This window comes from Rhodococcus sp. MT28 (genome assembly GCF_058792695.1).
Genome location: NZ_JBXAFD010000021.1, coordinates 1 through 22,276, shown reverse-complemented (window position 1 = coordinate 22,276; position 22,276 = coordinate 1). Strand labels below are relative to the sequence as shown.

Annotated in this window: 31 protein-coding genes; 30 read left to right on the top strand and 1 reads right to left on the bottom strand. The window is 69.2% G+C overall.

Translation table 11 applies throughout. The features are described from left to right. Positions 1 to 966 precede the first annotated feature (966 nt). The 7 genes from AC1Q6C_RS31280 (at position 967) to AC1Q6C_RS31250 (ending at position 7,714) form a co-directional block, all read left to right on the top strand. Positions 967 to 3,114: an FtsK/SpoIIIE domain-containing protein gene (locus AC1Q6C_RS31280; protein WP_161121753.1), complete on the top strand. Its 2,148-nt coding sequence runs from the start codon at positions 967 to 969 to the stop codon at positions 3,112 to 3,114. Continuing rightward, positions 3,111 to 3,296 carry a hypothetical protein gene (locus AC1Q6C_RS31275; protein ID WP_161121752.1) on the top strand — a complete coding sequence of 62 codons (186 nt, stop codon included), beginning with the start codon at positions 3,111 to 3,113 and terminating at the stop codon, positions 3,294 to 3,296. Before AC1Q6C_RS31280 ends, AC1Q6C_RS31275 begins: the two co-directional genes overlap by 4 nt. A gap of 45 nt (positions 3,297 to 3,341) precedes the next feature. Further along, positions 3,342 to 3,689, top strand: coding sequence for a hypothetical protein (locus tag AC1Q6C_RS31270; protein ID WP_161121751.1), 348 nt, complete (start codon positions 3,342 to 3,344; stop codon positions 3,687 to 3,689). A 2-nt stretch (positions 3,690 to 3,691) separates the two neighbouring features. Next, a complete protein-coding gene (locus tag AC1Q6C_RS31265; RefSeq protein WP_161121750.1) occupies positions 3,692 to 5,131 on the top strand; it encodes a ParA family protein in 1,440 nt (479 codons plus the stop codon). 106 nt (positions 5,132 to 5,237) lie between these two features. Continuing rightward, entirely contained in the window at positions 5,238 to 6,473 is a 1,236-nt protein-coding gene (locus AC1Q6C_RS31260; RefSeq protein WP_161121749.1) for an insoluble domain protein, read from the top strand. Positions 6,474 to 6,493: 20 nt separating this feature from the next. Beyond that, positions 6,494 to 7,165: a DUF8176 domain-containing protein gene (locus tag AC1Q6C_RS31255; RefSeq protein WP_161121748.1), complete on the top strand. Its 672-nt coding sequence runs from the start codon at positions 6,494 to 6,496 to the stop codon at positions 7,163 to 7,165. Positions 7,166 to 7,189: 24 nt separating this feature from the next. Beyond that, on the top strand, positions 7,190 to 7,714 hold the full coding sequence (locus tag AC1Q6C_RS31250; RefSeq protein WP_161121747.1) for a hypothetical protein: 525 nt from the start codon (positions 7,190 to 7,192) through the stop codon (positions 7,712 to 7,714). Between the two features lie 236 nt (positions 7,715 to 7,950). On the opposite strand, the gene AC1Q6C_RS31245 is transcribed toward AC1Q6C_RS31250, so the two are convergent. After that, positions 7,951 to 8,208 carry a helix-turn-helix transcriptional regulator gene (locus tag AC1Q6C_RS31245; RefSeq protein ID WP_161121746.1) on the bottom strand — a complete coding sequence of 86 codons (258 nt, stop codon included), beginning with the start codon at positions 8,206 to 8,208 and terminating at the stop codon, positions 7,951 to 7,953. A 169-nt stretch (positions 8,209 to 8,377) separates the two neighbouring features. Between AC1Q6C_RS31245 and AC1Q6C_RS31240 the strand changes: the two genes are divergently transcribed. The 23 genes from AC1Q6C_RS31240 to AC1Q6C_RS31130 all read left to right on the top strand — a co-directional run bounded on the left by AC1Q6C_RS31240 (position 8,378) and on the right by AC1Q6C_RS31130 (position 20,960). Beyond that, positions 8,378 to 8,983, top strand: a complete 606-nt coding sequence (locus AC1Q6C_RS31240) for a hypothetical protein (protein WP_245219889.1) — start codon at positions 8,378 to 8,380, stop codon at positions 8,981 to 8,983. Between the two features lie 47 nt (positions 8,984 to 9,030). Further along, positions 9,031 to 10,047, top strand: coding sequence for a DUF3560 domain-containing protein (locus tag AC1Q6C_RS31235; protein ID WP_161121745.1), 1,017 nt, complete (start codon positions 9,031 to 9,033; stop codon positions 10,045 to 10,047). A gap of 77 nt (positions 10,048 to 10,124) precedes the next feature. Next, positions 10,125 to 10,628, top strand: coding sequence for a hypothetical protein (locus AC1Q6C_RS31230; protein ID WP_161121744.1), 504 nt, complete (start codon positions 10,125 to 10,127; stop codon positions 10,626 to 10,628). A gap of 47 nt (positions 10,629 to 10,675) precedes the next feature. Then, complete coding sequence (locus AC1Q6C_RS31225) at positions 10,676 to 11,335, top strand: 3'-5' exonuclease (protein WP_161121743.1); 660 nt, start codon at positions 10,676 to 10,678, stop codon at positions 11,333 to 11,335. A gap of 269 nt (positions 11,336 to 11,604) precedes the next feature. After that, positions 11,605 to 11,817, top strand: a complete 213-nt coding sequence (locus AC1Q6C_RS31220; protein WP_161121742.1) for a hypothetical protein — start codon at positions 11,605 to 11,607, stop codon at positions 11,815 to 11,817. A 164-nt stretch (positions 11,818 to 11,981) separates the two neighbouring features. Then, positions 11,982 to 12,347, top strand: a complete 366-nt coding sequence (locus tag AC1Q6C_RS31215; protein WP_161121741.1) for a hypothetical protein — start codon at positions 11,982 to 11,984, stop codon at positions 12,345 to 12,347. 188 nt (positions 12,348 to 12,535) lie between these two features. Then, the gene (locus AC1Q6C_RS31210) at positions 12,536 to 12,934 is read left to right on the top strand and encodes a lytic transglycosylase domain-containing protein (RefSeq protein WP_161121740.1); all 399 of its coding nucleotides are present in this window, start codon (positions 12,536 to 12,538) and stop codon (positions 12,932 to 12,934) included. Positions 12,935 to 13,122: 188 nt separating this feature from the next. Further along, a complete protein-coding gene (locus tag AC1Q6C_RS31205; protein ID WP_161121739.1) occupies positions 13,123 to 13,350 on the top strand; it encodes a hypothetical protein in 228 nt (75 codons plus the stop codon). 96 nt (positions 13,351 to 13,446) lie between these two features. After that, entirely contained in the window at positions 13,447 to 13,884 is a 438-nt protein-coding gene (locus AC1Q6C_RS31200; RefSeq protein WP_161121738.1) for a helix-turn-helix domain-containing protein, read from the top strand. A 169-nt stretch (positions 13,885 to 14,053) separates the two neighbouring features. Further along, positions 14,054 to 14,866: an N-formylglutamate amidohydrolase gene (locus AC1Q6C_RS31195; protein ID WP_161121737.1), complete on the top strand. Its 813-nt coding sequence runs from the start codon at positions 14,054 to 14,056 to the stop codon at positions 14,864 to 14,866. Positions 14,867 to 14,897: 31 nt separating this feature from the next. Then, positions 14,898 to 15,983 carry a hypothetical protein gene (locus AC1Q6C_RS31190; protein ID WP_245362073.1) on the top strand — a complete coding sequence of 362 codons (1,086 nt, stop codon included), beginning with the start codon at positions 14,898 to 14,900 and terminating at the stop codon, positions 15,981 to 15,983. 279 nt (positions 15,984 to 16,262) lie between these two features. Then, positions 16,263 to 16,580: a hypothetical protein gene (locus AC1Q6C_RS31185; RefSeq protein WP_161121736.1), complete on the top strand. Its 318-nt coding sequence runs from the start codon at positions 16,263 to 16,265 to the stop codon at positions 16,578 to 16,580. Between the two features lie 74 nt (positions 16,581 to 16,654). Further along, the gene (locus AC1Q6C_RS31180) at positions 16,655 to 16,975 is read left to right on the top strand and encodes a hypothetical protein (protein ID WP_161121735.1); all 321 of its coding nucleotides are present in this window, start codon (positions 16,655 to 16,657) and stop codon (positions 16,973 to 16,975) included. Between the two features lie 31 nt (positions 16,976 to 17,006). Then, on the top strand, positions 17,007 to 17,348 hold the full coding sequence (locus AC1Q6C_RS31175) for a hypothetical protein (RefSeq protein ID WP_202427396.1): 342 nt from the start codon (positions 17,007 to 17,009) through the stop codon (positions 17,346 to 17,348). 1 nt (position 17,349) lies between these two features. Next, positions 17,350 to 17,556, top strand: coding sequence for a hypothetical protein (locus AC1Q6C_RS31170; protein WP_161121734.1), 207 nt, complete (start codon positions 17,350 to 17,352; stop codon positions 17,554 to 17,556). 269 nt (positions 17,557 to 17,825) lie between these two features. Then, positions 17,826 to 17,972, top strand: coding sequence for a hypothetical protein (locus AC1Q6C_RS31165; RefSeq protein ID WP_161121733.1), 147 nt, complete (start codon positions 17,826 to 17,828; stop codon positions 17,970 to 17,972). A gap of 76 nt (positions 17,973 to 18,048) precedes the next feature. Continuing rightward, positions 18,049 to 18,366, top strand: a complete 318-nt coding sequence (locus tag AC1Q6C_RS31160) for a hypothetical protein (protein ID WP_161121732.1) — start codon at positions 18,049 to 18,051, stop codon at positions 18,364 to 18,366. Between the two features lie 126 nt (positions 18,367 to 18,492). Next, entirely contained in the window at positions 18,493 to 18,723 is a 231-nt protein-coding gene (locus AC1Q6C_RS31155; RefSeq protein ID WP_161121731.1) for a hypothetical protein, read from the top strand. A 300-nt stretch (positions 18,724 to 19,023) separates the two neighbouring features. Continuing rightward, the gene (locus AC1Q6C_RS31150) at positions 19,024 to 19,437 is read left to right on the top strand and encodes a DUF3846 domain-containing protein (protein WP_161121730.1); all 414 of its coding nucleotides are present in this window, start codon (positions 19,024 to 19,026) and stop codon (positions 19,435 to 19,437) included. Beyond that, the gene (locus AC1Q6C_RS31145) at positions 19,437 to 19,655 is read left to right on the top strand and encodes a hypothetical protein (RefSeq protein WP_161121729.1); all 219 of its coding nucleotides are present in this window, start codon (positions 19,437 to 19,439) and stop codon (positions 19,653 to 19,655) included. The genes AC1Q6C_RS31150 and AC1Q6C_RS31145 overlap by 1 nt, the downstream gene beginning before the upstream one ends. A 114-nt stretch (positions 19,656 to 19,769) precedes the next feature. Beyond that, a complete protein-coding gene (locus tag AC1Q6C_RS31140; RefSeq protein WP_161121728.1) occupies positions 19,770 to 19,985 on the top strand; it encodes a hypothetical protein in 216 nt (71 codons plus the stop codon). 71 nt (positions 19,986 to 20,056) lie between these two features. After that, positions 20,057 to 20,299 (top strand): hypothetical protein, encoded by a 243-nt coding sequence (locus AC1Q6C_RS31135; protein ID WP_161121727.1) that lies wholly within the window; start codon positions 20,057 to 20,059, stop codon positions 20,297 to 20,299. A 208-nt stretch (positions 20,300 to 20,507) separates the two neighbouring features. Beyond that, a complete protein-coding gene (locus AC1Q6C_RS31130; RefSeq protein WP_161121726.1) occupies positions 20,508 to 20,960 on the top strand; it encodes a hypothetical protein in 453 nt (150 codons plus the stop codon). Positions 20,961 to 22,276 lie beyond the last annotated feature (1,316 nt).

The following is a 22,276-nucleotide window of genomic DNA, read 5'->3' as shown; positions in this document are numbered from 1 at the left end:
AAGAAGGCCCGCCGACGGTCGTCGGTCGGTGCGACTTTCGGGGACGGCAGCGCGGCGTTCACAGGCGCTATGGGATGTAGTGCGTATGGGCTCGCATATGGGCGCTAGGGGGCATAGGGGCTATGGGGTGCCATACGCCCACCGGGCGGCGGATATGGGCGGTGCATGGACGCGGTGCACGAGGTGGGTGCGTAGCCGGGGCGGGCGCGGCGATCGCGACCGGGTCACTGCCGGCGGATCGAGGGCACGTGACCGGTGCGGTGGGGAAGTGCTCGAACGAGCGGTGAGAAAGAGCGCCGGATTCGGCGGTGGATTTCGGCGGTGCGATCGAGCGCTCGAAAAAGCGCCTGTCCCACCACCCCCTCCGGGGGTCACTCCCCCCCGGCGTTCCTTGGGGGGGAGTGTAATTCCAAATTGACGCCGCCGCAACCTCTTTCGGAAGCGCCCATGTCGGACGCTATCCGGAGCGCTCGACCAAGCGGAGTGATAGACGCTCCGACCTCGTCCCGCTGACCGCGTGTGGCGGCGCTCGTTTCACCGTCCCATCGCTCGGTGGCGAGGTCCACCCGAACTGTGCCACATGGACGTTCGGAGACGGTCTCCAAGCCGCTCGACGGAGCGGTCGGCGCGGCGAGTGCGAAGCACACCCAACAGCGGTCGGCGGTGCGGTGGTGACGCGCTCGGCCTAGCGCTCGCCGAGGCGGTGGCGGTGCGCTCGGAACAGCGGTCCACAGAGCGGTCGTCAGGCGCGTCGAATAGCGGGCAACACCGCGGCGGTGACGCGCGCCGCGACATCGGTCACTCGACCTCGGAGTCGATGCGCGGCAAGCGCGTTGGGTGACGCGGAAACGACCGTCGGGGAGGGGGGGACCCCGTTGCGGAAAATCGCGGTTCCTTGCCACTGTGCAAAAGACGCCTCGTCAGATGGCGTCCGAGAAGCTTCGGCACGAGCGAAAGGCACAGGCGGTGAGCGGAAATCAGGACCCCCTGAAGGACTGGATCGTCGCAACGTGGCGTGACATGTTCGGCGAGTCCGGCAACGCTCGCGGACAGCAGCTCGGCGAGAACGGTCGGCCGACCAGCATCCGCCGCTTCACTGCGCTCTCGCCGATCGTGATCGCTGCCGCTGCCGCCGCGGTGTTCGCCCCGCGCCTGATGCCGATCGCTGCCGCCAACGCACAGGCCACCGAGGTCCTGACCACGCTGCACGGCTACCGCGTGGCGCTGATCGCCGCCGCCGCCCTCCTCGTCGCGGTCGACGTGCTGCGTCACCGCTCGCACCGGTGGTCGACGATGCTCGAGTCGGTGGTCCGGCAGAGCATCGGAAACCTGCCGAAGAAGGTGACGGTGCCGTTCCCGTCCGGGTGGCGGGTACTGCGCCGCGCCACCATCAAGCTGGCTCGGGGCACGGTCGTTCGCCCCAAGCAGTTCGAGGAGCTGTCACGCGCCATCGAAGCCATCGCCGGGAGCAGTTCCACCAACGAGGTCACCGTCCGTCACGAGGCGCACCGGGACCGGATCGTCATCCGACGGAAGACGATCGAGCCGGACGAGCGCAGCGATCGACACAAGGCGCTGCAATCGACCCTGGATGCGGCGTCGATCTTCTCCGACCCGAAGGTGACGGTTTCCGCACACGACGCGGACGGAGTCGAGACCGGCTACCGGATCTCGTTCGAGCGGTCGATGAACGCCGGAGCCCGCGGCTTCCAGGCCAAGGTCGAAGAAGCACTGATCGCCAATGCCGGCGAGCACGAGTCCGGCCGGAACTGGACCACCGACTGGTACCCCGACAAGGGCTACCTGACCATGCGCCTGGTCGCCCCGATGCCCTCGCGCATCGACCACCCGCTGGAGCTGGTCGACGACAACCTGCGGCACCTGCCGTACGCGACCGGCGAAGCCGAGCGGACCTTCATCTGGGACATCTCCACCAAGTCCAACAAGCCGCACTGCCTGATCGTCGGCCCGACCGGCGGCGGCAAGACCTCGGTCATCCGCACCCTGCTCACCGAGGCCGCGCGCCGCGGCATCCCGTTCGTCGGTGTCGATCCGAAGATGATCGAACTCGACGGCTTGGAGGGCTACCCCGGGTGCGGCGCGATCATCTACGACCCGATCCGCGCAGCGATGTTCGTGCGCGCTCTGCACTCGGAGATGATGGCGCGCAACACCTACATCCACGACATGAAGATCGAGGGCTCGCAACTGCCCTTGATGATCGCGGTCCTCGACGAGTTCTTCATCCTGTCCGGCAAGTGGCAGCGACTGATGAAGACCGGCGACGACGAGACCCGCGCAATGCTCAAGGAACTCGACCCGCTCAGCGCGTGGGCCGACCTCGCCGTCCTCGCCCGATCGGCCGGCATCCGCCTGCTGCTCGGCGTCCAGCGCCCGGACGCGTCGCTGTTCGGTGGCGCGAGCGGTAATGCCCGCGACAACTTCGGCACCCGCATCTCGCTCGGCAACCTCTCGCAGGACGGCGCGCTGATGATGTGGGGAGACTCCACCGTCGGCCGCGAGGTCGACACCTCGGTGCCCGGCCGCGGCATCGCGATCGGCGAAGACGGCAGCCCCGCCGACGCGCAGATGTGGTGGACCCCGAACGTCGACCGCCACCCCAACAAGTGGAACCAGCTCTCCGCCAGTGAGAAGGCGATCATCGACGGCCTCGCGCCCCTGGAGACGCCCGGATTCACCTGCTACTCGACCGAGCTGGCCGAGTTCATCGAGACCGAGCGCGCACTGGCCAAGCGGGCACGCGAGTACGGCCGCGCCGCGGAGCCGATCGTCATCGGCACCGGCGACGACGCCACCACCTCGACCTCCCCGGCCACCGCGCCGTCGGACGCCGCGCAGACGACCGAGGACGACTTCGCCGACGTCATCCCCGCATCCGCGGTAGAGGCCGGCCAGACCGTCCTCGTCGACGACGACGAAGGCGAACTCGTCCCGGTCACCGTCGCCGCGGTCGACGTCACCCGCGACAGCAAGGGCGAGATCACCTCGACCGTCCTGACCGTCGGCACCGGCCGCGTGAAGACCCGCATCACCTTCGACGCCACCGGCGTCGTCGTCCTCCCCGAAGCCGACCTCGTAGGAGCGCCCGCATGACCATGACCCACCGCCGTCCCGCTGCAAGTTTCGCAGCGGAGACCGAGGCCAAGATCTCCGAACTGTTGGCGTCGATGCCTGCCGCCGAGCGCGACTCGCTGAACGCCAACTTCAACTCGCGGATCCGCACCGGCGATCTTTCGCCGGCAGTGACGGAGCCGCCGACGTTCTTCTCCGGATAACCACCGCAGAAACCCCGAGCAGTACCCACCACCGAAAGGAACACCATGAGCCGCCGCATCTCCCAGTCGATCACCCCCACCACCGAGGACGTCGCCGCGCTGCGCGGACCGTTCGTCTCCAAGGGCGCCAACGATCCCGTCATCAAGGCGCTGCGGGAATACCTCAAGGACACGTCCCCGGAGTGGGTGGCCAAGCTCAGCGAGAACCAGGAGCTGACCAGTGACCGCCTCGCCGAGATCAGCGACGCCGCCGCCAAGCGCCGCGCCGTGATCGAGGCGCTGCCTGAAGTCGCCGCCCGCGCGACTGCGTTGGCCGAGCTGGAACAGGCCGAGGCCGTCGTCGACGAGATGAACACGGCACTGGCCGGCGCCAGCGCCTTCGGGGTCAACTGACGATGACCCCGCCGACCGTCGATGTCGAGATCACCTCCAAGACCACCGCCCGCGCGACCTTGGAGGACGCCAACGTGCCTCCGATGGAGCTGGAGGCGACCGAACACAAGGCCATTGGCGCGGTCGTGCACGAGTTCGTGCACAGCATCGCCAAGGGACAGGAGTCCGCTGTCGAGGTCGTCTACCGGACTGGAAAGGACACCAAGTACCTGACCGTCGGACCCGACGGCAGCGCCCGGGAGTGCGCACCGAGCACGCCCTTCCCGGTCGTCACGATGGCCGAGCCCGAACCGGCGGCGGCGGAGCCTGTCTCCGCGCCGCCGGCCGGGCCGGTGATGGTGTCGGCGGAGTCGATGGACTACGCCGACACCACCCCGGCCGCACAGCCTGTTGCGCGGCCGGTCCCTCCCACGCCCGCACAGGCCGCCCCGCAGCGGGTCGCCGCTCCCACGCCTTCCCCGGTGGGGCAGCGGCCCGCAGAAGCGATCACAGGGCCGATCACGGGCCCGGTGGTGCTCTCGCAGTTGTCCGCACCGCGCGCGAACCCGGTGTCGAGCGACCCGGCTCGGCTCGGGGTTCGCGGGCGGATCAACGCGATGCTGGGACTGAAGCTCGCCCCGAAGTCCGACTCCCTCGAGGTGCGGCTGCGCGGCTCGCAACAGGCGATCGCGCGGCAGCTGCCCGAGGGCGCGGTGATCACGATCGCGAACGTCAAGGGCGGCGTGGGCAAGACCCCGATGTCGATCAGCCTTGCCGAGACGATGGCCGAGTACCGCGGCCCCGCTACCGTCACGTGCCTCGATCTCGGTGAGGTCGGCGGCAGCTTCGCAGACCGGGTCGCCGTACCGCCGCAGCCGGGGCAGGACATCGTCAGCCTGCTGGCCGGAATCGACCCGGCCTCTGGCGAGATTCGCGCCTCCCAGCTCGCCCGGTACTTGGCCCGGCAGCCGTCCGGCTCCGACGTCGCAGCCGGGCTCGCCGGTGCGATCGCGCCGCTGAGCTACACCGAGGCGGCCACGGTCGGCGCCGTCCTCGGCCGCCACCGCGACGTTCTGGTCGCCGACACCGGCAACTCCAGCCTCTCCGAGAGCTGGCGGTGGGCGATCACCGCCGCGCACGCGGTCATCGTGCCGGTCCCGCTGCGCTTCGACGCGGCCGCCGCCGCGGAGCGAACCCTCAACACCTACGCCGCCGTGCGCCCGGACGTGCTCTCTCGCACGATCGTGGTCATCACCGACGGTCCTGGGGATGCGCCGATGGTCGAGACGGACACCGTCGACGCGTTCGCCGCGCTCGGTGTTCCGGTGTGCCGGATGCCGTTCGAGCCGCTGTTCGCCTCCGGCGAGCGCATCGCACTCACCGGGCTGCGCCGCGAAACCCGGGACGCGCTGACGGTGCTCGCAGCCACCGTCGTCGACCGGATGGCGGTCGCCGTGAGCTGATGCGCTGGCCGGCCACCCGGCCTCACCGATCGACCTCCGATCCCTCCCATAACCCCGAGATCCGGGCCTCGCACCGAGGCCGATCCACGATGAAAGGCGATGCTCGATGAGCAACGACATCAACAACCGCGCCGCTCGCCGCAGCTCCAGCGGCCGGCACCGCAAGGTCCAGAACCAGGCCACCGTCGCGCTCGTCGCGGCCGCCGCCGTCGCCGCCGGCCTCGCCCTCGCCCCGTCGGCCGGTGCCGCACCGACCCAGGGCGGCACCACCGGCGCAGGTACTCAGGGCGGCACGGTCGGCGCCGGTGCTCAGGGCGGCACCACCACCGCACCCGCCCCGGCGCCCGCGTCCGTGCCCGAGGCCCCGGCGCAGGCCGCGACCTGGGTGGAGACCCCGCAGGCGTACGCGCCGGAGAACGTGCAGTGGCGGGCGATGCCGAACTACGACTACGAGACCGAGACGTACGTGGCCCCGGAGTACACCTACGTCGCCCCGGTCCAGATCGAGACGCTGCACCTGCCCGTCGCGGTCACCCCGACCGCGCCGATCATCGCTCCGCGCAACAAGGTCCGGTTCGGTGACGCAATGTTCGAGCAGGCGAACTGGATGTCCGACGTCGACGCCGAGCGCACCAACAACACGTCCGCGATCCTCGAGGCCCAGGCCACCGACTTCTGGCGCTCGGTCGGTGTCGAAACCACCCGCGCCGAGCGCCTGGCCGCCTCGCAGGTCGCGGGCGGTGTCACCGGCGCCGTGGCCGGCGCGACCGCGGTCGGTGTCCCCGCCGCCGTGGTCGGCGGGCTGATCGGCGGCACCGTTGGCGGCGTCCAGGGCGCCGCGCTCGGCACCATCATTCCGACCCCGATCCCCGGTCTGCCGGTCGTGACCAGCGGTGTCGCCGGCACCGCGGGCGGCGCGGCGATCGGTGCGGCCGTCGCCGGTGTCCCGGCTGCTGCGGTCGGTGGCCTGGCCGGTGGCGCTGCCGGTGTCGCCGCCGCGACGAACTTCGGTGCCGGTGACCTCACCGAGCCCGAGGAGGTCGCGGTCGAGGACGTCGAGCACGACGCGATCGTCGATCAGACGGCCGCGACGCTGACCGAGTGGGAGAACTCCGGCCCGGTCGGTGCGGCCGCCGCCGACACGGTGCAGAACGTCGTCGAGTCCGCGCCGGTCGTCGACCAGCAGGTTCGCGACTTCGTCGCTGCCCAGCCTGGCGGCCAGGAGGTCATCGAGCAGGTCGACACCTCGCTGAACGACTTCTTCGCCAACGCCACCGCCGGCCTGGCCGGAAACCTCATCTCCACCGCGGTCGGCGACGGAATCGCCCAGCACGGCAACTGACCTGGAAAGGGGACCTCACCATGAAGAAGCCGAACCTCGGACGTCCGGCGAAGCGCCACCCCGCCGTGATCGACCTTCTCGGTGGGGCACCCACCACCAGCTCGTCGGGCGCAGCCAACGCGGCTGCGCCCGGCGTCCCGGCCACGCGTGGCCGGCGCACACCCACCAAGCTCGCCATCGCCGGTGGGATCGGCGTCGTCGCTGTCGCGGTCATCGGCACCACCGTGTGGTCGACCTCTGGCGGCGAGCAGCCCGCAGACACCGCGACCGCCACCACCGCCGTGCCGGACGAGGACACCCTGCCGATCCTCGACTTGCCCGACCCCGCCCCCACGACGACCACCGCCGCCTCATCCGAGGTCGACGACACCTGCCGCGCCGACCGCGGCGACCAGGACAGTGGCGCGGGAGTCATCGCCGCGTTCAACCACGCCTACTACGCGCAGCGCAACGCCGCCGCCGCCCGCGCGCTGGCCACATCGAACTCCACCATCGTTCCGGCGGACCAGCTCCAGCCGTTCATCGACGCCGTCCCGCCGGGCACCAACTACTGCGTGGCCATCACCCCGCTGTCGGAGGCCGCGTACAGCGTCGACCTGACCGAGCTGCGCCCGGAGGGTGCGCAGCGCATTCCCCAGACCATCACCACGAAGAAGGTCGACGGCCGCTGGTTCATCGACGTCGTCAGCTAGCCGGACCCGAGAGGACACATCGAGATGACCACCCCACGCACCGCCCTTGCCCGGACCGCCGCCGTGGCCGCAGCTTTCGCCGCGGCCGCGGCTTTGGCCGGTTGCGGCAGCGACGATGCCCGCGACGCCGCATCGGTCACCACCTCGACCAGCGGAGCGATTGTCACCGCCACCAGCACCGACCTCGGCAGCATCGTCATCGGTTGGGGAGATGCCCACTCCGACAGCGAGATCACCACCCCCAAGCCGGAGGACGTCACCGCCCGGTGCACCGGGCGGGGCGACGACCTCGCCGTCGACATCACCGCCCCGCACGGCTGGACGATCAACGCCGCCCACGGATCCCAGACCCTGACGATCGAGAACGCCGACCAGGGCCTGTCCGCTGCGGACGTCGACACCACCAACCAGTTCCTCGACACCCTCACTGCCGTCGACTGGTCCCAGGCCGACCAGCTCGACATCGCCGCGACCGCCGACGCACCGACCGAGTGGCCACGAACCCACAGCGGCCGCATCCAGCTCTCGATCCACGTCGACTGTCGATGACCAGCGGAAACGACACGTCCCAGCTGTGATCAACCTCCACGCCGTCGTCGTCCCCGTTGTCTTCGGTGCGAGTGTCGTCCTCGTCGCGATGGCTGCGGCCCACGCTGTCATCCGGATCGCGCTCACCCGCCAGTGAACGTGCAGCGCCCCCACTCCGACGATGGAGTGGGGGCGCTGCGCTGTGCGTGAAATGTCTTGTGAGCTGGGAAGATGACACGTCCCGCCGGATGGGTGAGCTATTCGGCGCCGGTGGGCTTCGCGGGTCGGCGGGGCTTGCGTAGGTCGGTGCGTGCTCCGCGGCCTGGCCGGTTCTCGGCCCACTCGACGATCTCGCTGCGCTTCCAGAGCGGAGTGGCGCCGATCTTCTCCACGGGCTTCGGTGCCTGGCCGCGGGTGACGTAGCCGGCGAAGGTCATCGGTTTGATCTCTTTGCCCGTGAGTTCTTTGACCAGGTCCACGACCTGCTGGGTCGTGAGTCTGTTCGGGTTGGCCATGTGGTGCGCACCTGTCCTCGGTTGTGGCGCTGCCGGGAGGAGTGGCCAGGCGCTCGATTCCTCGGACTTTACACAGGGCGTTTGCATTGTCAGAAGCATGACCTTCGGGTCCTTTCCTACGTTGGGCTTGCAACATTACAATATCGTATTGTAAAGTAGTTCTCGGAAGTTGCACCATACGAGGGGAAACGAAATGTCATTGATCGCCATCGCTGCACTCGTCGCTCTGACCGCGCTGATCATCTGGACCGTCGGATCCCTGCTCGGTCGCCTCGGTGGCGCTCTGCTCGTGATCACCGCCCTGATCTCGATCGTCCTCGACGGTCCGACCGGGACGCGTCTCGCGCTGATCGCCCTCGGCTCCCTCGCATGGCTGGTCGGCCACTTTCTCGCCGCCTACAAGCAGCAGGTCTGGCGCTCGCGCCTGGCCGGGGCCATCGTTGCCCACACCCCGCTGCGGTATGTCGACCCCATCAGCGGCCACGAGGCCCGCGACGCCCGCCACCAGGACCGCTCGCGCACCGCGAAGGCTGCCAATCAGGACCCGGACAAGGCCCCCGCCCCGGTCGACCACTTCGCCGAGTGGGAACGCGAAATGGCCACCACCCCGGCACCTTCCCACCGCCCGGCGCCCAAGCGCCCCGCCGCCCGCCCGGCCGGTCCCTCGCGCGGCGCCGTCTACGGCAAGCGCGCCGCGAAGGCCGCCACCAACCTCGCCGTTCGCAAGGTCCCAGGGGCCCGCGCCGCTCGCTCGGCATGGCGGTTCATCCGCTGACCTGACCGGCCCCGACCTTCCACACCTGACGAAAAGGACCACCACCTGTGTCTGCACTGACCATCACCCACACCCACGCCGAAGGCACCCTCATCGACGGCACCGCACGCGGCGACGGATCCGCCGAAATCCTCAAGCTCCACCGTTGGCGCTGGTCCCGGGGCCTGGGCTCGTGGTACATCCCGCACTCGCGTGACCAGCGCGCCAAGCGTGCCCAGATCAACTCCACCGCCGCCGCGCTGCGCGCCGCCGACTTCGTCGTCGAGCTCGACATCGACGACACCTACCGGACCACCGCCGACGTCGAGGCCGACAAGATCGCCCGCCAGGAGAACCGGGTCGACGCCCTCGACTCGAAGGCCGACCGCAAGGCCGCCGCCGCCGAGTCCGCCTGGGCCGCCGACAAGGCCGCCACCGACGCACTGCCCGAGGGCGGCGAGCCGATCAAGGTCGGCCACCACAGCGAGAGCCGCCACCGTAAGGCGGTCGAGAAGTCCTGGAACACCCTCGGAAAGGCCGTGCACGCCGAACGCGACGCCGCCACCGCACGCGGCCGCGCCGACGCCGCGAAGACCACCGACGCGCGCTACGCCCCGCAGACCGTGACCCGACGGATCGCGAAACTGACCGCGGACCTGCGCCGCTACGAGCGGACCCGCGACGGCTACACCCGCACCCTGCACACGGACTCCCAGACCGGGGAGAAGTTCGTCGAGTCCCACGCCTCGGCCACCGGCGCGCACCGCGATCAGGTGCTCGAGGAGATCGAGCACACCGCCGACCAGCTCGCCTACTGGCAGGGCGTGCACGAACAGCAGCTCGCCGACGGCAAGGCCACCGCCTACAGCCGCGACGTGGTCACCAAGGGCGACCACGTCTACTACGTCGGCCAGTGGAACGAGGTCGTGCGGGTCAACGCCAAGTCGGTGTCCATCCGCTCGATCGTCGGCGGGGGCTGGACCGACTGCATCGCCTACAGCGAGATCCGTGACCTGCGCACCACGGACCACCGCCAGGTTCGGATCGTCGACGGCGAGCGCGTCACCGACACCCCCGCCGCCTGACCACCCCCACCCCTGGCCGCCCCACCCCGGGGCGGCCAGGGGCCGCCGCAGCCCCGGCCACACCCACAGGAGAAACGATGCCCGCCACCATGACCAACCGGCACGGCGACGAGATTCGCGTCGGCCAGCACTGGATCGACGACACCCGCCGGACCGCGCGCCGCACTCTGCGCGTCGAGCGATTCGAGAGTGCCGGCTCTCTCGGCACCGTCGCGGTCTGCACGGTTATCGCCGTCACCAACCACGCCAACGGCCAGGTCCTGCACCCGAACCGGGTCGTCGAGATCAACGTCGACCGCCTGCACGCCACCGCATCCGGGCGCGGCTACCTGCTCGCCACCGCCGCACTGTCGGTGCGCGTGCCCGACCGCAGCGCCTCGCCCGTCGGCCACGTTCGTATCCGCACCATCGCCATCGACGCCACCTGTCAGAAGTGCGGCGGGCTGCGCGGGAAGCCGCGCAGCCACAGCCGCTATGACGACGGGGAATGGCTCACCCACGATGTCTGGATCAACCCGTGCGGACACCGCGACACCTACGCCGCAGCTCTCGCCGAGGCCGAGCAGCGACAGTCTGCCTAGTGATGTCGGTGCCGTGCGCGACCATGACCAGCACCAAGGAGGTACCCGTGACGACACCGCAGACCGACCCGCGACAGTGGGCACTCGGCATGCTCGCGCCCGGCACGGCGGTGGTGCTCGACTGCGAGACCACCGGATTCGACGGGTCGATCATCGAGATCGCGGTCATCGACGCCGCCACCGGTGCCGTCCTGCTCGACACCCTCGTCGACCCCGGAGACGTCGCGATCGAGCCGGGCGCGCAGGCCGTGCACGGGATCACCGCCGCCGCCCTCGTCGGTGCACCGACCTGGCCGCAGGTGCTGCCCCGCATCGTCGAGGCGGTGGCCGGACGGATCGTGCTCGCCTACAACGCACCGTTCGACCACGGCCGGATCCTCCACGACTGCGCCCGCACCGGCACCGTCGCACCCGTGTTGGCCGACGAAACCCGCTGGCAGTGCGTCATGCAGCAGCGCTCGGCCGCGCTCGGCACCGACCTCAACGTCCCGCTGTCCGGCGGACACCGCGCGCTGGGCGACACCGTCGCCGCGCGTGAGGTGCTGGTCCTGCTCGCCACTGGCCGACCCGACATCGCCGGAGTGGCCGCACTCGACGCGCACCAGCACCGTCAGGCAGACAAGGCCGCCGCCGAGGCCGCTACACCGATCTCCCGATCGCGCTCGAGACCACCGTTCCGGTCGGGAGCCGGTCGCGGTGAATGGTGACGCGCACCGAAACTGCTGCTGACCAGCGCAGATGACACGTCCCGGCGCATAGCCGGCCCCGCGTCCTTCGTGATGCCGGGCAGTGAGACACGTACTCGCTGCCCGGCATTTTTCGTATGCACCTGGGACGGAGAAACGGTGTGTGACCTGCGCAGATGACACGTCCCGTGCGTGAGTTTCCGGCGGGCTGTCAGATTTGGGGTTGCAACAATACAAAAAGACTTTGTCTAGTAATGCCTGTCGAACACCACCGTCGAAGGGGAAACGAAATGTCGAATACCGTTGTTGCCGAACTCGTTACCGTCGCCATCACCGGCGAGCCGATCTGGGGCGAGATCGAAGAAATCCTCAACCGGAGGACCGAGGATGGCGTGCTGTTCGTCGACGTGCGCCTGACCGACGGCACCGTCCACGAGGAGGTCGACGCCGCGGTCGACATCGAGGTCCACGCCCGCCCGGGCGCCGCCCTCGCTGCCGCCTGACCAGCGCTCCGTCGCCCGAAAACGCCCACCCCGCACAGGAGGTCACCATGACTGTCCCCGCCCCCGTACTGCCCACCGGCTACGCCACCGAGATCAACGGGGCCGCCGCGCTCGTCGTCGGCTTCGCCCACGGCTTCCCGCGCACCCCGGCCCCGGGCAGCCTGGTGCAGCCCTTCGTGGGCGCGGACACCTCGGTGATGGCCACCGGCGTCATCGGTGCCCCGCTCTACGCGCTGGTGTCCGTCGAATGGGCCACTGAGGTCAAGACCGTCGACCCCGAGACCGGTGCGCCGACAACCCGGTACGCCTACGGCATGCTCGGCGTCCCGACCGGGACCACCTGGCATCTGCACCCGGCTGTCGAGAGCGCCGTCCTCGGCGGCTACGTCCTCGACCCCGACCGCCGCTACGGCGCCAGCGTTCGCGACGCCGAGATCCCCGCCGAGGCCCGGAGAGCGGTCCAGGCGTGGGGCTTCAGTGGCCCCGACGGCGTGCCTGACCGCGCCCGGGTGCTCGACGTCGCGCTGTGACCACCCCCTGGTGCCGAAGGCCCGGCATCAGTGACGCTGAACCATCCACCACAGGAAAGGACTTCGCATGTTCGCACCCACCGCCCGCCGCGCCGCACTCGTCTGGGGCGCGGCGGCGGCCGGGGTCGCCGCGCTGCTTGCCGCTCCGAGCGCCGTCGCCGCCCCGAACGCCCCCAGCGTGCTCGACCGTGTGCCCGCCGACTTCGCTCCCTGGATCCACGCCGCGCCGCTGGCGTGTGCGGCGCCGCAGATCACCCGGCTTCGTTGCTGCGCAACTGGAGTTCGAGTCCGGCTTCGACGCCCGCGCCGTCGGTCCGGGTGGGCAGCTCGGGCCCGCCCAGCTCCTGCCTCATCAGGTCGCCGAATACGTCCACGACGACAACGGCAACGGCACGGCGTCGCCGTTCGAGATCGGCGACGCCGTTGCGGCCCTCGTGCGCCTGGACTGCCGACTGGTCGACCAGCTCGCCGCTGCCGGGAAGCCGACCGACGTCGAGACCGTCGCGGCGGCCTACGACGCGGGCCCGACCGGCGTCGACCTCCCGGTTGCACGCGAGTACGCCCGCGCGGTCGTGGCCGCGATGTAGTTCCGCTACGGGCGCGAGGGGGGCTTCACCGGCCGGTGGGGCCCCTTTTCGTGCTGGTGTAGCCGAGTCGCCGGCCCCGGCTCGTTGTCGGGAACTCCCAGCTCGCGACCACCGTCGCCGCCATAGCTTGCTAATTGACAAGTGATTGGTTACGCTTGGATTGTCAATTAAACAGAGAGGTGCGAGGATTGCCGCAGAGGTTCAGGGGAATCGACCGGGACACGCAGGTGGTCCTGAAGGCACTGGAGAAAGCCGGATTCGAGATCGGCGCAACCAAGGCTGGCCACCCGATCGTCCGCAAGGACGGACAAGTGATCACAACCTTCTCCAAGACGGCCAGCGACCGTCGAGCCTTCAAGAACGCCCTGGCGCAGATCAAGCGCCAGACCGGGTTCCAGTGGCCACCCCGCCACTGAGATGAGAGAGGGGCCGGGGGTGCAGGTAACACCCCCGGCCCACTCCCATCGAACCAAACCTCGCACCCGAGATGAAAACAGAAAGGACCGAAACCAGTGACCGCACAGCCGTACAACGTCGTCGCCGAACTCGACGCACCGTTCGACGAGGAGAACATCGACCAGCTCCTGGACCCGATCGCCGACCACAGTGGAGCCGTCGGCCGCTCCGAACTCGGCCGCACCGAGGTTGTCTTCACCCTGCCCGCCGACTCCGTCCGCCAGGCCAACACCACCGCGCTGGCGCTGCTCGACACGTACCCGTGGACGCTGCTGTCGATGCGCGTACTGACCGCCGCCGACTTCGACCGCCTCACCGACGCCATCGAGTTGCCGCCCCTCGTATCCGTCACCGAGGCCGCCAACACGCTCGGCGTGAGCCGCCAGGGCGTCCTCAACGCCATCAAGACGGCCAAGCTGCCCGCCACCCGCGTCGGCGACACCTGGGTCCTGCGCGACGCCGCTGTCCAGGCATTCGGGCGCCGCAGTGCGTGACCGGCGTCCGGATCCCGGGTAGCGCCTGATTCCTGCGCCCGCGAGGACAATTCGCGTCCCCTACGGCGGGGGTACACCCAGGTGCGAAGAACTGCCCACCGATGCCACTATCCGTCGCGCATCGCGCCCGAAAGATCGGCCGTGATCACGACAGACAAGAGGGGGAGTAGTGCCCAGCACTGCCGCAGTCACACCGGATGCCACCAGGTCGCCGGTGCTCATTCACGTCCCGCACGCCTCGCGCGTCATTCCGCCCGAGATCCGCGCGGACCTGCTGCTGACCGACGCCGAACTCGAGGCGGAACTCGACGAGGCCACCGACACCGCCACCGACGAGATCGCCGCCGCCGCGTCCCATCACATCGGGAACCACGGGCTCAGGCCCGCAGTCGTCCGCAACACGCTCTCGCGGCTGGTCGTCGACCCCGAGCGGTTCCCCGACGACACCGAACCGGCCAACGCCGTTGGTCGGGGTGCGGTCTACACCCGCACCTGCGGCGGCGCACCGATGCGGGCCGAGCCGTATCCGCGCACCGGGGACCTGCTCGATGCCATATTCCGTCCCTACGCCGATGCCGTTGCGGACGCGGTCGACGACCGGCTGCGTGCGTGCGGCCACGCGGTGATCATCGACCTGCACTCGTACCCGCAGACGCCGTCGAGGTTCGAGGACCCTGCCGCCGCACGGCCGCCGCTGTGCATCGGCACCGACCCGGTCCACACGCCGGACTGGCTGATCGCCGCCACCCGTGGCGCATTCGCGTCCCTCGGCGAGATCGAGGAGAACACGCCCTACGCCGGTTGCTACCTGCCGCTGCGGCATTACGGCCACGACCGCCGCGTCTCCTCGGTCATGATCGAGCTGCGCCGCGACGTGTACCTGACGGATCCCCGCACCCCGGACCCTGCGCGGGTCGACCAGCTCGGCCGCGCGCTGGCCACGCTCATCGGCGCGGTGAGCGAGCACCACGCCAATGTGTAAACCCAAGCCCGGCCCGCGCTGCACCCCGCACATGCGCGAACGACTCGACAAGGTGAGCGCCCGAGTCGAGCAGGCCCGCACCAAGCTCGCCGAGCACCCGGCCCACGCCCGACTCCAACGCCGCCTCGCCGCCGCCGAAGCAGACCTCGCCGAGACCTGGGCGCTCTACGACTCCACTCCGGGCGGCCAGGACGACCTACGCACCGCGATCGAAGCCACCACCGACCCAGACGGCCGCAGCGCGCTCACCGAGCGCCTGGCGGCCGCACAGCGGCTGCGAGCCGAGCAAACCGCAGCCCTGCACGGGGCACGCGCCGACAATGACCACGAGGAAGGAAATCGCCATGACGAACGACGAACCGATGACCCAGGAACGGCGAGAGAAGTTCTGGAAGCAGTACGGGTGGAGCCCGGACCTGCCGGAGACGGAGCGCCGGGAGATCGAGGCCCGCTGGAGCGACCCCGAGATCGAGGAAGCCGAAGCGCTCGGATTCTGATCAACGGCCACCCCGTCGACCCGGTCGCCGAGCACACCCTCCCCGACGCCGATCGCGCGGAGTTCGAGGCCCGCGGGCTGTCCGCGCCCACCCTGCACGAGCTGGCCCCGGAAGATGCTGGCGTCTACCGGGAACAGATGCTCGAACTGACTCGCAAGAACCCATACGCGGCGTCGGTCTACGTCTACGACGAGGACGAGTACCGGCAGATGCGGCTACTCGTCACCGACGACGGCAAGGGCGGCGTTGCCCTCAAGGGCGACGAAATCGTGTCCGCCTTCGCGCACAAGGACTGCGCACACCCGAAGGCTGTGCAGTCGATGCTCCGCCAGGCCACCGCGATCGGCGGCCGCCGACTCGACTGCTTCGACACCGTCCTGCCCAAGCTCTACGCCGACGCCGGATTCGTCCCCGTCGCGCGGCTGAAGTGGAACGACGACTACGCCCCCGACGGCTGGGACTACGACACCTTCCGCACCTACAACGACGGCCGCCCCGACGTGGTGTTCATGGCGTACAACCCGGACCGCGTCGGAGGTAACTACACGCGCGGTGATGGGGAGTACGTCGACGACTACGACGACGGCGTCGAACGAACCCGCGCATACCGGCCGCACTGACCGCCGTGGACGAAATCCGTCCCTCCGGGGCAAGTCCGCCCGAACCCTGAATCCGACAGCGCCCAGGCCCTGCACCCCAACGGGTGCAGGGCCTTTCGCGCTTCTGACCTGCATAGATGACATGTCCCGCCGGGGGTTGGCGAAAGCGCCGGCGCGCCCCTGATGCGAGCTTCGACGCGGAGGTGCGAGTCGTCGCTCGACAAGGACAACCCCACCCCTTGAACATTACAAAGCCATATTGTAAAGTTGTGTCCGTAGGAACGACCGAAAGGGCCACGCATGACCACCATTGAGACCGTCTTCGTCCACCCCGCCGACCAGGCCGAACAGCGCGGAACCCACTACATCGAGGATTCCCTGAGCGTCTACGTGATGCGCGACCTCGACGGCGCCGACAAGTGGGTCCTCGACCCGTCCGTCTTCGGGGAATCGCTCTACACCTCGTACGAGAAGCCGGAGACCGGCAACTGCCAGTGCGGCAAGCCCGAGGAGTGCGAGGCCGCCGCGCTGCGCATGGGGATGGCGTCGACGCCCGATGCCGAGGAGCTGATGCACATGCTCGCCGACCATCTCGGCTACACGCTGACCAAGAACTGACCCGACCACCGGGGGCGGCCCGAACGGGCCGCCCCCGGCCTCCAGTCTCGCTCCGACGAAAGGACTTGCCCCTGATGACCAGCTACACCGCCAAGCTCGCCGCGATCACCACCGTGTCCGCCCTGCTCGCCTACGACGCGCTCGGCGAGGATCTGCCGCGCCCCGAGGTCGACGTGACCGGCCACGCCGAATCGGCCGCCGTGCGCGCTCTGAGCGTCGTTTCCGCCGTCGCCCCGTACGCCGAGGCAGCGGACGACGACGCCGACTTCGAGACGCCGATCTCCGATCTCGTCGCGAACCTGCGACACCTGGCCGCCGCGCTCGGCGTCGACTGGGACGCCGTCAACCGCCACGCCGCAGGCCACTACGCCGAGGAACGCGCCGACCGCCGCTGACCAACCACCCGAACCGACGAAAGGCACCGCCGTGATCCCCGAACTCGAACTCGTCGTCGTTCGCGACCCCGACGGCGGCACCGAGGTGACCGCGTTCCTCGGCGGACAGCCGTACCCGGCCACTGAGTACGTCATCGACGCCGGGCACGGCGCGGACTGGCACGGCTGGAAGGAAACCCGCGACGCGAACCTGGCCGCCGCCAGCCCGGCCGCGCGCGCCGAGCTGCTCGACGCCTACGACGACCCGCCGGGCGGTGAGTACATCGTCGGCCGCGAACGCGAACCGTGGCTCGACGCCGAGGCTGCCGAAAATGGTCCCGGACCTGCACTGATGACACGTCCCGCCGAATCGCCGGCGAATGAGAGGAGCTGACATGACGCAGACCGTCGACGAGGTGAACGCGGCCGCGCACCCGAACGCGAGGGAGGCCCGCGTGATCACCGACCAGATCGCCACCTGTCCGTTCGACGGCGGCCCCGGCGCGAACGTCTACTTCGCGCTTTCCGAGGAGCGGGCCGTGGCCGTCAACGCCTGGATCGACCCCGAGACCGTGACCAGCGGAAACGACACGTCCCGGTGACCGCCCGGGCATGAACCGGAGGGTGGACCGGCCCGCAGCAACCGGGCCGGTCCACCCCGGCATTCTCCCTCACGAGCCGCCTGGCCCCGCCCCCGTGTCGACTACGGGCCTAATGCCCGACCTGCGCAGATGACACGTCCCGCGCGCTCGATGTCTGCCTCGATTCGTGTATGACGTTGCCTCTCTGCGTGTTCGGGTTGACACTTTACAAAAGAACATTGTAAGGTTGTGCCAACACCGACGGAGAACACCAATGAAGGGAGATGGTCATGGCCACCACGATCGACGAGGTTCGCGCCACCTACGAGGCCGCGAAGGCGAACGGCACCGACGAGGAGTTCGTCGCCGCCAAGGCTGCGCTGATCGAGCGCACCACCGGCCGCGCGCTCACCGCGGACGAGATCGCCTACATCTGAGGCGACGAGAAGGCCCCGCCGGAAATCGGCGGGGCCTTCGTTCTGCATTCCCCCTGACCTGCAAGGAGACACCTCGATGAGGACCCTCGACCCGATCGAGTTCGGCCCCGACGACCCCTACCGCGACCCTGCGGCCTACCGCGAGGGCGAGCGGTTCTGGTGGCACCAGACCATCGTCAACGAACTCAAGCGCCTGCGCGACGAGTGCACCAACCCCGACACCGGCCAGGGCTACCACGCCTTCTCCGTCACCGGACTGGCTGGAAACATCAAGGGTGCCAACGCGTACGACACCCTCAACCACTGCCGCCAGATGATCACCTGGGGCGAACTCGTCCAGGCTGAACCGCTCTGGGACTTCGAGCCGGAGCTGTGGGTCGCGCTGCGCGACTGACCGGCCCGGCCGCGCGGCCGCGAACCTCGGGTGTCCGTTGCGCGGCCCGCCCGGCTCGTGGTCGGGTGGCGCACGGGCCGCGCGGCATCCGGCGCGCGAGCACGACACGAAAAGGGGGGATGACCTGTGATTCTGTATCTCTGTATCTCTGTATCTCTGTATCTCTGTATCGGCCTGATCGCCGTGGCCATGTTCGGCGCGCTGGTGTGGTCGCGCGTCAAGACGGCGCAGTGGGGGATCGCGCCGGATCGCCGCTACCAGCCCGACGGATCGGCCGGAGGCGGCTTCCACGGCGGTTCCACGTTCGGCGGCGACTGCGGCGACGGTGGCGGCGGAAGCGACTGCGGCACCGGGTAACTCACGCGGCAACTCACGCGCGGTAGGGCGGGACCTCGAGGGGGATCTTCACCTCGGCGTCCCACCCTTCGTGCATTCACTGCGCGGAAATAGGTCCTGACCTGCGGTGACGACACGTCCCGCGACGAGGCCGGCGAATCGCCGGCCCCAGTACGCGGGCGGGTGGCGACCGCGTCGGGGCTCGCGGGCGTCCCTCTCCGCTTGCACTTTACAAAAGGGTTTTGTAAAGTGGGTCTTGTTGGAAACGGCGGTGACAAGCACCGACGAGATCCCGCCGAAGCGGCGGGGAGAGGGGTTCAGATGACGAACACGGTGACGGCGGTCCGGCTGGGAGTGAACGGGCTTGCCGAGGTGGTGAACCTGCCGACCGTCGAGGGGCAGGGCGTCGGTGAGGCGCTGCGGGAGGCGATCGGCTGCCGTCTCTTCGACCTGGTGCGCCTCGCGCCGGGGCTCGGCATGTGGCTCGACGACGAGGGCATGTGCGTGGCCGACGCGAAGGTCAACCGGACCGCGACCATGATGGCGCGGCACTACGGATTCCGCTCGCAGCCGTATTTCGGCACGGTGGTGTTCACCTCCAGCGACGACGAGGGCGAGACGACAAGCCTCGACGAGGACCAGGTCGCCGCGCTCGTCGCGTCGGCGGACGTCGGCGGCCTGATCAACGTCGACGCCTCCCGCGTCCCGGCTACCGCCGAGTCGGTGGCCGTCTGATGCGAACCATCGAGATCGAGTGGACCGAGGTCTCGCGCCACCGCGTCGCGGTGAACGTGCCCCGCGACTTCGACGCGGAACAGGTCGACCTCGCGAACGACCTGGCAACCCTGACCGACGGTGGGTTCGTCAGCGTCGAGCGTGAGGGCATCGCGGTGCGGCCGCTGAAGGTCTTCGACGCCACCGCCGAGACCTTCACCCCCGACCGGATCGCGTAGCGCGCCACAGACAAGAGAGGGGATCGGCCCGCAGCAACCGGGCCGATCCCCTCTCTCGTCCCCGAAAACGCCCCCCACGGGCCCCACAGCGGCCCAAACCATCACGGAGGACCCATGAGTCGAATCGCCGACATCGCCGCCCAGCTCGACCCGCAGAAGGCGCAGACCGCCTGCGCGAAGATCCTCGCCGCGCTCGGTGGCCACGAGCGGTGGAGCCCGGATCTCCTGGAGCCGATCGCCGACGCGCTGCGACCCGTCCACGCGGGCACCGGCCTTCCCGCCTACAGCGACCGGAACGAGGCCGCGATCGCGTTCTGGGAGCGCCTGTAGCGCCACCGCTCGGCCCGGCATCGCTGCCGGGCCGTGCGGCCCTGCCCACCACATCCCACGGAGGAGAACCCTTGGCAGCAGTGACCGGACTCCTCGCCAACCGACTCGGCGAGATCCTGACCACCGCATTCGAGTGCCACTGCGGCGCGAGCTTCACCGCCCGCAGTCGTGTCGTCCTCGACACCCGAAACCCCGCCCTCAACACCTGCGTCGACCTCGACTTCGAGGGCTTCCGCACCTTCACTCGTGAGCATCGCCCCCACGGCCGCAGCCGTCAGGTGCCCGGAACGCCCGGCGCCATCCATACGCTCTGACCTGCGGTGATAGCACGTCCCTGGGTGCCGGGCGTAGGAGCCGGCCCCGCGTCGGACCGTCGCCGGGGGGTGCAGGATTTGCCACTACACAAAGCCGTATTGTATTGTTAAGAGGTGTTCGGGGGGTGAAACACCGAGTCCCACTCGGGAAATCGCCTAACGCGGAGAACCGCATTCCGAACCATCCCACCCACGTCCAGGAGGACACATGAACACCTACCGCGTCGAAGCCCAGGCCATCGCCGAACTCGACTTCACCGGTGCGAGCTTCACCGTCACCGTCACCGCCCCCGAGGGCTTCGACCAGGCCGCTCGCCGCGCGATCCGCCGCGCGGTCGCTCGCGCCAGCGAGTGGAACGCCGAGAACTCCGAGGACACCCCGCGCGTGACCGACTCGGCCGCCTACCGCGTCCTCGCGATCCACGCCAAGGACGCGGGCACCTACGCGGTCGACGTCCAGGCCGCGACCGTGCAGACGCTCGACGGCGCGCCCTTCGTCGTCCATATCGACGATGCGGAGGGCTTCGGGCAGGCTGCTCGCCGCGCCATCCGCGAGGTGGTCGCTTCCGCCAGCGAGTGGAACGCTGAGAACCCGGATGCGGCCCAGCGTGCCACCAGCGAGGCCGCTTACCGCGTGCTCGGGGTCGGGCTGGTCGTGTAGTCGGCCGGGGGACCGGCCCGCAGCAACCGGGCCGGTCCCGTAGGACGTCGAGCTGGTGCACAGCGGCCCCGACACCGAGATGGTGTCGGGGCCGCTCTGGCGTGCGCCAAGGGCCAGCTTCCGGACGATCCGAAAACGATGCATGGGCGGCTATGCCGTCAATCAGTCCTCTTCAAAGAACGCGCAGATAGTGGAAGCAGGTCCCCCTACTGCCGTCCATGATCGCTCGCGGCCGTCATAGCGGTAGACCGCACCTCGATCCGGCGTTAGCCCAAACACAGTGTCGGCAGTGACGGCGAACTCTGCACCGGGTCCGCCGATCTGCGTCCAAGTGTTGGGTTCCCAGAGAAATCTCCACACGCTGGCGTTGTCCGGGCTTGTGGCGATCAACCCATATCCACCGCCGTACAGGTGGGCAGCAGGTCCGCCGACAGCGGTCCAGGAGCTTCCAACGTCGTCGTACCGGTAGACCGCGCCTCGGTCCGGTGTCAGCCCAAACACAGTGTCGGCAGTGACGACAAACTCCGCACCGGGACCGCCAATCGGATGCCATGCGTGAGTTGCGTAGTTATGTTTCCGTCTCCGCCATCGAACGATGTAGGTGGAGCCCGGCTTATCGGGGTTCGGAGTTATCCGGAACAGGCCATACTCGCCGCCGTAGTAGACCTCGTCGGGCTCCCCGACGTCCCCACCGACTCGGGTCCATTTATGAGGTACACGGTCATATCGGTACATCCGTGACCGATCGGGTGTTTTCGCGCAGATCGTAGAGAACACGGTCGCCTCCTCTGGTGCTGGAACGAAGCAACGTCGATGACCGGGCTATCTACATTGGCCCATCCGCTGGCCCGTTGAGTCAATCGCGACGCCCGTACCTGGCGACCAGATGCCGCGGAAAGGCGTCAGGTCTGTGGTTGTGGTGTGGTGTCGGGGCCGTTGTGCTGTGTGTGGGTGTGTTGGGCGCTGTTGGGGCTCGGGGTTGGGTGTGTGCGGTCATTTGGGGGTGTTTTCGGGGGGTGTGGGCCTGGGGGTGGGTTCGGTGAGGTGTTGGGGTGTGTGTGGTGGGTCCGGGTGTGGTCCGCGGGTCTGGTGTTGGGGTGGTGGTTGCGGTGTGGTGTCGGGTGGTGGGGGTGTTTCTGTGTTGTGACCTGGGGTGATGGCATGTCCTCGCCTCGAGGCCGGCGGGGTGGTGGGTGTGGGGCCGGCGCCGGTGGTGGGGGTGTTCGGTGGCGGTTGGGTGGGGTCGGCGGGTGCTCGGTGCGGATTTTGAATTGTGTTGTGCCGCAACGGATGTTTTGAATGCTGTTGTGGTGTTG